Consider the following 8,138-nt stretch of genomic DNA (forward strand, 5'->3'; position numbering starts at 1 on the left):
TTTTTTTAAACTTTTTAGATAATTAATATTTGAAGAGAATGAATAAATTCCTTCATCTCTTCATCTAGAATTTTATATATTTTTTTATTGCTTTCAATTTTTGACTTGTCTTTTAATTCATCAGACTTAATTGTAAGTTTTATATGAAATCTAGAACCATCATTACCTTTATGGTTTTTATGTAAAAAGCTTTTATCTTCAATTTTTAAATCTTCACAGACTATATTTTTTGAAATTTTTTCTTTTATTATTGAAATTAAATTTTTTATCTCCATAACTTTATTTATAGCATGAAAAATATTTGTGATTGGAATAATTGTGACGAAATTGGAGAATATAAAGCTCCAGTTGAAAAAGATAATAGCAGAAAATACAGACTTCTATGTCTCGAACATGTGAAGGAATTTAATAAAAATTGGAATTATTTTTCAGGTATGAATGATGATCAGATAATGGATTTTTTAAAATCTGACATGACGTGGCATAAACCTACTCAAAATTTTAGCTCTTCAGATAATTTTTTTAAAGTTCTGTGGAACGACACTCTTAAAGATGAAATGGATAAAGATAAATTTAAAAGTGATTATAATCATATGAGCAAATTTAAATTTGATCACAAGGATATCAAAGCATTTAGCGTTCTAGGTGTTTCTGTGGGTTTAAAATGGCAGAAAATACAGGAGAAATTCAAAGCCCTTGTCAAAAAATTTCACCCTGATATTAATGCTGGCAATAAAAAATACGAGGAAAAACTTAAACTAATTACATTAGCCTATACGCAGCTAAAAAATACTTATAAGGAAAAAATTGACACCTAACTTAAATATAAAGCCTGATATTAAATTATCATTGAAAAATACTTTTAGTATTGACTCTGAGATGGAAGTGGATGCCTTTTCAGAAAAATCAGAATACGTACCCGAAATAGATAAGAGTTATAAATTTGATAAAGATACCACTTTAGCACTAATATCTGGGTTTGCGTTTAATAAGAGAGTTTTGGTTCAAGGGTATCATGGAACAGGTAAATCAACTCACATAGAACAAATAGCTGCAAGATTAAATTGGCCTTGTATAAGAGTTAACTTAGACAGTCATGTAAGTAGAATAGACTTAATAGGAAAAGACGCAATCGTTTTAAAAGATGGAAAACAGGTTACTCAATTTAATGAGGGAATATTACCATGGTCAATACAAAATCCTGTTGCATTAGTTTTCGACGAATATGATGCTGGAAGACCTGATGTAATGTTTGTAATTCAGAGAGTTTTAGAAGCTGAAGGTAATTTTACACTTCTAGATAAAAATAAAGTTATCAAACAAAACAAATATTTTAGGTTATTTGCAACATCTAACACTGTTGGACTGGGCGATACAACAGGTTTATATCATGGAACTCAACAAATAAACCAAGGTCAAATGGATAGATGGAATATTGTTACCACTTTAAATTATTTAAGTCTTGAGCGTGAAATGGATATTGTACTTGCCAAAAACAAAAATCTAAACAATGCAAAAGGTAAAGAAAAAGTGTCTAATATGATTAAAGTTGCTTCATTGACAAGAAAAGGTTTTATAGCTGGAGATATATCAACAGTAATGAGTCCAAGAACTGTCTTACACTGGGCAGAAAATGCTGAAATATTTAAAGACACTGGATATGCTTTTAGAGTTACATTTTTGAATAAATGTGACGAGCTAGAGAAAAATACTATAGCTGAATATTATCAAAGATGTTTTGGAGAAGAATTACCTGAGTCTTTAGTAAATATTCAAATTTAAATGAGCAACAAAGAAGCTTCTCTTAAAGAAAAACTCAAACAAGCTCTTTCATCAACAGTACGTGTTATATCTGATGATTTAGAGTTAAATCAAAAACAAGATAAAAATAAAAGTTCAAAGAAATTTGATTTTTTTGAAATAGATAATCTTGCTGGACCAAGAGATTTTGTAAGATTGAGAGCTGAGTCTGACTCTACAGCACTTAAGAAAAAATTTTCTGATAACCTGGTTTTTAAAAAAAATCTCCCATCAAATTCTTCTTGTAAATCGCTATACACAATTGCTGAAAAAATAAGATATGAACAGCTTGGTTTTAAAATGCTTAAAGGTATTGAAAAAAATTTAAATCAAAACTATGAGCAAATAATTAATCTTAAGAGAAAAGATCAACTAAAGACTAAGGAAGACGTATCAGTAGCTGAAGCCTTTGAGCTTTATATGCTTAAACATTTTCATAATGTTAAACTAAATTCTTTAACAAGTAGAATGCTAGAATTTTGGGAAAAAGATTTTGATCTCTCGGTTAAAGATCATTTACATTTTTTAAAAGAAAATTTAGAGGATCAAAATAAATATTCATCTAAATTTTCTGAAATTCTTCAAAATATGGACATTTTTGATACTGAGGAAAATGAAGAACAAAAAGAAGAAAATAATGATGAAGGTCAAGATAATCCATCAAATGAAAATGAGGAAGCTGAGACCGATGATCAAAAAGAACAAAGTAAGGATGAAGAGACTGAAACTAGTCTAGATTCAGATTATGATATTGATGAATACAAAATGGATGAACAGCTTGTGGATACAGATTCTGATAAAGAAAGTTCTGAACAAGTAATTCAAAAAACTAATCTCAAAAATTTAAATCTTGAATACAAAGTCTTTACCAATCAATTCGATGAGGTAATTAAAGCTGAAAATTTAGAAAATTCAGAGGAATCTGCAAAATTAAGACGAACCTTAGATCAACAATTAATAGGTTTCCAAGATGTAATCACAAAGCTGGCAAATAAATTGCAAAGACAATTGTTAGCAAAACAAAACAGAGCTTGGGACTTTGATTTAGAAGAAGGTCTGCTAGATAGTTCTAAATTACCGAGAATTATTATGGATCCATATAATTCTCTTTCATTTAAAAAAGAAAAAGATCAAGAATTTAAAGATACAATTGTAACATTATTAATAGATAATTCGGGTTCTATGAGAGGTAGGCCAATTACAATCGCCGCAATATGTGCAGATATTTTATCAAGAACTTTAGAGAGATGCTCAGTCAAAGTTGAGATACTTGGTTTCACAACTAAAAATTGGAAAGGCGGAAAGAGTAGAGAGCTTTGGAATAAAAAAGAAAAACCAAAAACACCAGGAAGATTAAATGATCTTCGACATATCATATACAAAAGTGGAGATACACATTGGAGACAGGCCAAAAATAATCTTGGCTTAATGTTAAAAGAGGGTTTACTTAAAGAAAACATTGATGGAGAAGCCATACAATGGGCTTTTAATAGAATTAAAAAAAGAAAAGAGGAAAGAAAAATTTTAATGGTTATTTCTGATGGGGCTCCAGTTGACGACTCAACACTCTCAGTAAATTCAGGTGATTTTTTAGAAAAACATTTAAAAAAAATGGTTAAATTTATCGAGGATAAATCAGATATAGAAATATTAGCTATTGGAATAGGTCATGATGTTTCAAGATATTACAACAAAGCGATAAAAATTACTGATGTTAATGAATTAGGAGATGTAATGGTTTCTCAATTAAGTTCGTTATTTGAGACAAAGAAAAAATTTCACTAGATATTAAACAACTCTCTATTTTTCCATTTAATTAAAATTTCAGCACCTGACCTTGTTTTTGAATTTCGACAGGTAATTTTCGCAAAATTTTTTTCTAATAAAGTTTTTCCAATAAATATTCCCAAACCTAAACCAGCTTTATCTTTGTTATCTGTGTTAGAAGTTTTTAAATAAGGTTCTCCAATTTTAGGTAATACATCTTTTGGATAACCGTCTCCATCATCTTCAATAGTTATTTCCGTCATATTGCTATCACTTTTTAAATTAATAAATACTGTGTCTTTGGAAAATTTATAAGCGTTACCAATAAAATTTTTTAATCCATAAACTACTTCAATAGATTTAGAAATTTTTTTTGGATTTGAATCTTGATCAAAATTAAAAACAAATTTTTTATTACCAAGTTCTTCAAAACTTTTTGTAATATCTCTCAAATATTCTCTCATACTTAAGTCATCATCAATAAATTCTACTTCTTCAGAAGGATTAATGCTTAACTTTTTAAGAATTTCTTCACATCTTTCTATTTGACTTAAGAGTAATTCAATATCCTTACTTATTTCTTTATCACTCTTAAACTGCTTGGATAATTCTTGTGAAATTAATTTTATAGTTGATAATGGTGTACCCAATGAGTGTGCAGCAGCAGCGGCTTGTCCTCCTAATGACAGAAGTTCGTGTTCTTTAGCCATTACTTCTTCCATTCTATGAAGTGCTTCTTTTCTTATTCTAGAGTCTTTTACAAAAGAAAGTGCAAAATAATTTAAAAAAACTAATGCTATAATTAAAGCAAGTGGAATTGCATAGTAAACATATTGATTAAGTTTATTATCAAAATTTAAAGGTGAAGGTAGAGGCTGATAATTAAAAGTTAAAAATACTATTATAATTGATGTAATCACAACTAAACTAAGGTTAATTCTAAAGCCTAAATTTGCTGCAGAAAATACACTTGGGATAATTAAGAAGATAATAAAGGGATTAGTTATACCTCCAGAAAGATAAACCAAAATACTAAGCTGCAAAGTATCAAAAACTAAGAATAAAAAGGAACTTTGTTCAGTAATTTGAACTTTTTTATATATGAAATCTAAGTATAAATTACTGATTCCTCCGATCAAAATTACTAAAAAACAAGTAAAATAATCAAATTTAAAGTCAAATACAAAATATACCAAACTTATTGAAAATAATTGACCAAGAATACCTATCCATCTTAAAAAAACATAAGTAGATTTTTTTAAAGTAAAATATCTTGAAGTTTCAAAAAAATTGCTCACTAAATATCAAGATTTTTTACATTGATCGCATTTGATGTAATAAAATCTTTTCTTAAAGCAACATCGTTACCCATTAATGTATGAATTAAACTCTGGTCTTTTTTTGTGTCCTTTGAATACTGAACCTGCAATAGATTTCTTGTATCAGGATTTAAAGTAGTATTCCATAATTCCTCAGGATTCATTTCGCCCAGGCCTTTAAATCTTTGAATACTCATTTTTGATTTTTCTTCATCTATTGCTTTGAGAAAATCTTTAGATCCTTTTTTATATTTTTTTAATTCCTTACTATTATTAATGATATATTTTTCTAGTTCATTTTCGTCTTTAATATAAATTCCTTTTGATCCCTTATTAATCTTAAACAAAGGAGGTTGTGCTAAATAAATATGCCCATCTTCAATTAATTTATTAAACGGTTTATTATTAAAGAAAGTTAATAGCAATGCCCTAATGTGAGAACCATCTACATCAGCATCTGTCATAATAATTATTTTGCCATATCTTAAATCTTTAGTATCGATTTCTTGAGACTTTGGATCTAATCCTAATGCATTGATCAAAGTAACTATTTCATTAGATGATATCATTTTTGATAAGGCTTTGGTTCTATGATCTGAACCATTACCATTTTTTTTCTTAACACTTATGTCTTCCACATAAGTATTTAAAATTTTTCCTCTTAGTGGAAGTACCGCTTGATTTGATCTATTTCGGCCTTGCTTAGCCGAACCACCTGCGGAGTCACCTTCTACTATAAATAACTCAGTGCCCTCTTGTTTCCCAATTTGACAATCTGCAAGTTTACCTGGCAAACCACTTAATTCTAATGCACCTTTTCTTCTAACATTTTCTCTAGCCTTTCTGGCAACATCTCTTGCTAAAGCAGCTTGTATAATCTTTGCTAATATAACTTTAGCAACTGAAGGATTTTGATCAAACCATATAGATAATTTTTCATTTACTATAGTTTCAACTATCATTCTTACCTCTGAAGAAACAAGCTTATCTTTTGTTTGAGAAGAAAATTTTGGATCAGGAATTTTTGTGGAAAGAACACATGTTAGTCCCTCTTTGATATCATCTCCTGAAATAGCTAATTTATTTTTTTTTAACAAATTATGTTCATTTGCATATTTGTTTACAACTCTTGTTAAAGCACTTCTAAAACCTAGCAAGTGTGTTCCGCCATCTTTTTGAAAGATATTATTCGTATATGGATATACATCTTCAGAGTAACTTGCATTCCATTTTAAAGAACACTCAATCTCGATATTCCCTTTTTTACCCTCTATATAAATGGGCTTTTTAAATAACTCATTTCCATTCTTATTTTGAAGCTTTTCTCTTTTTTCATCTAAATAATCTACAAACTCTAAAACTCCACCATCAAATTTAAATTCGTTCTTTTTTTCTTTTTTTTGAGTAGCATCAATAAAAATAATTTTTATACCTTTGTTTAAAAATGCTAATTCTCTCATTCTTTTTATCAAAATATTTCCACTAAATTTTGTTGATGAAAAGATTTCTTTTGAAGGTAAAAAAGTTATCTGAGTACCTGTTTCTTTAGTCTTACCTGTAACCTTAAGTGGAGCTTTTGCTGCTCCATTTTTAAATTCAATATTGTGTTTTTTTCCATCACGGTAAATTTCTAAATGTAAACTCTCTGATAAAGCATTTACGACTGAAACCCCTACACCGTGAAGACCACCAGATACTTTATAGGAGTCATGATCAAACTTACCTCCTGCATGTAATTGGGTCATTATTACTTCCGCAGCTGACTTTCTTTCACCTTTATGCATATCAACTGGAATTCCTCTACCATCATCTTTTACTGTAACTGTACCATTTGAATTAAGCGTAACTTCAATTTTTTTACAGTAACCTCCTAAAGCTTCATCAATTGAATTATCTACAACCTCATAAACCATATGGTGTAAACCAGTCCCATCATCAGTGTCACCGATATACATTCCAGGTCTTTTTCTTACTGCTTCAAGACCTTTTAATACTTTAATTGAGTCTGCTTGATATGTATTTTTATTCATAATTTAATTTTTTTGGAAAAATATATACTATCATTTTTTTTATAAATTCGCACATATTAATGACTAATAAGTAAATTGAATTATTGACTTACTTATAAATTTGTCAATTTTACCAAATAATTTTGGATATAGTGATAAAATAACAAAAAAATGAAAAAAACATTAGTGATAATTGGAGCAAGAGGAATTGGAGATTTAATTTATCTTCTGCCACTTTTAAGATCTTTATATAAAACTCACGACCAAAAATTAGAAATTTTATCAAATCAAGTAAACCAGGCAAAAGAAGTTTATTTAAATGAAGATTTTTATAAAGGAATTAAATATTTTGATAATAATAGATTTAATTTATATCAAACCATAAAAAAAATTATTGATTTTAAAAATTTAATCAATTCTTATAAAGTTGATCAATTATTACTTACATCAAACGCTACACGCTTAACAATTCCAGTTTTGCTATCAAATATTCCAAAAAAAATAATCTTGGGCCAAGGGAAATTTTTAATTAATAAAGATAAATCATTAGATCATTTAACAATGTCGGAAAAATTAATGATATACACAAAAAAACTGGAATTATCTCATAAAGAAAATAATTTTTTTTTAAATAAAAAAAATTTATCAAAAAATAAACAAAAACTAAAAAATTATTTTATAAGTGTCGACTCACATCATGATCAAAATAATTGGGATATAAAATATTTTGTAGAATTAATTAAGAGTTTAAAGAAGTATAATAAGATATATATTAATTTTTCACCAAATAAAAAAAAGTTCTTGAAGGCATTTCCAAAAGAGTTTTTTAAATCAAAAAAAATAACGTTTACATATAAAAGAAGTATTTCAAGTATAATTAAGATAATATATTCATGTGATGTAGTAATTGGAAATGAATCTGGTCCTGTTTGTTTAGCTTCTTCTCTACAAAAAAAAGTTCATGCTATTTATTTACCCATACACACAAAACCAGAAAGTAAAATTATTAATAAAAACAACAAATATTATAATTCAAAAAAACTATCTCCAAAAATGATTATAAAAAAAATAATATCTTATTGTTAAATAAATTTGGCGGAGAAGGCGGGATTCGAACCCGCGAAAGAGTTGCCCCTTTACACGCTTTCCAAGCGTGCGCCTTAAACCACTCGGCCACCTCTCCAAATATTTGAATATTATATATCTAATTATTTTTTTGTTTTTATATATAATCAAAATTAAT

Annotated in this window: 7 protein-coding genes and 1 tRNA gene; 4 read left to right on the top strand and 4 right to left on the bottom strand. The window is 27.8% G+C overall.

Annotated elements, in window-relative coordinates:
- Positions 1 to 14: 14 nt before the first annotated feature.
- Positions 15 to 275 (bottom strand): BolA/IbaG family iron-sulfur metabolism protein, encoded by a 261-nt coding sequence (locus ACTT9D_RS06225; RefSeq protein ID WP_440930925.1) that lies wholly within the window; start codon positions 273 to 275, stop codon positions 15 to 17.
- Between the two features lie 15 nt (positions 276 to 290).
- Here ACTT9D_RS06225 and ACTT9D_RS06230 point away from each other — a divergent pair, with 15 nt between their 5' ends.
- The 3 genes from ACTT9D_RS06230 to ACTT9D_RS06240 are packed head-to-tail and all read left to right on the top strand — an operon-like array spanning position 291 to position 3,585.
- A complete protein-coding gene (locus tag ACTT9D_RS06230; RefSeq protein WP_440930926.1) occupies positions 291 to 818 on the top strand; it encodes a J domain-containing protein in 528 nt (175 codons plus the stop codon).
- A complete protein-coding gene (gene cobS / locus ACTT9D_RS06235; protein WP_440930927.1) occupies positions 808 to 1,782 on the top strand; it encodes a cobaltochelatase subunit CobS in 975 nt (324 codons plus the stop codon). The genes ACTT9D_RS06230 and cobS overlap by 11 nt, the downstream gene beginning before the upstream one ends.
- Positions 1,783 to 3,585, top strand: coding sequence for a cobaltochelatase CobT-related protein (locus ACTT9D_RS06240; protein WP_440930928.1), 1,803 nt, complete (start codon positions 1,783 to 1,785; stop codon positions 3,583 to 3,585).
- Here the strand turns inward: ACTT9D_RS06240 and ACTT9D_RS06245 are convergent.
- Positions 3,582 to 4,865, bottom strand: a complete 1,284-nt coding sequence (locus tag ACTT9D_RS06245; RefSeq protein ID WP_440930929.1) for an ActS/PrrB/RegB family redox-sensitive histidine kinase — start codon at positions 4,863 to 4,865, stop codon at positions 3,582 to 3,584. The genes ACTT9D_RS06240 and ACTT9D_RS06245 overlap by 4 nt on opposite strands.
- Positions 4,865 to 6,916 (bottom strand): DNA gyrase subunit B, encoded by a 2,052-nt coding sequence (locus ACTT9D_RS06250; protein WP_440930930.1) that lies wholly within the window; start codon positions 6,914 to 6,916, stop codon positions 4,865 to 4,867. The genes ACTT9D_RS06245 and ACTT9D_RS06250 overlap by 1 nt, the downstream gene beginning before the upstream one ends.
- 150 nt (positions 6,917 to 7,066) lie before the next feature.
- Here ACTT9D_RS06250 and ACTT9D_RS06255 point away from each other — a divergent pair, with 150 nt between their 5' ends.
- On the top strand, positions 7,067 to 7,981 hold the full coding sequence (locus tag ACTT9D_RS06255; protein ID WP_440930931.1) for a glycosyltransferase family 9 protein: 915 nt from the start codon (positions 7,067 to 7,069) through the stop codon (positions 7,979 to 7,981).
- A gap of 7 nt (positions 7,982 to 7,988) precedes the next feature.
- On the opposite strand, the gene ACTT9D_RS06260 is transcribed toward ACTT9D_RS06255, so the two are convergent.
- A tRNA-Ser gene (locus ACTT9D_RS06260) sits at positions 7,989 to 8,078 on the bottom strand.
- Positions 8,079 to 8,138: the final 60 nt, after the last annotated feature.

It is taken from the genome of Candidatus Pelagibacter sp., assembly GCF_052049815.1.
Taxonomy (GTDB): Bacteria; Pseudomonadota; Alphaproteobacteria; order Pelagibacterales; family Pelagibacteraceae; genus Pelagibacter.

Excerpts from the sequence above, each read along its gene's own strand:
- ACTT9D_RS06240 (WP_440930928.1), top strand. The coding sequence starts at position 1,783 with ATGAGCAACAAAGAAGCTTCTCTTAAAGAAAAACTCAAACAAGCTCTT.
- ACTT9D_RS06255 (WP_440930931.1), top strand. The coding sequence starts at position 7,067 with ATGAAAAAAACATTAGTGATAATTGGAGCAAGAGGAATTGGAGATTTA.
- ACTT9D_RS06250 (WP_440930930.1), bottom strand. The coding sequence starts at position 6,916 with ATGAATAAAAATACATATCAAGCAGACTCAATTAAAGTATTAAAAGGT.
- ACTT9D_RS06225 (WP_440930925.1), bottom strand. The coding sequence starts at position 275 with ATGGAGATAAAAAATTTAATTTCAATAATAAAAGAAAAAATTTCAAAA.
- ACTT9D_RS06230 (WP_440930926.1), top strand. The coding sequence starts at position 291 with ATGAAAAATATTTGTGATTGGAATAATTGTGACGAAATTGGAGAATAT.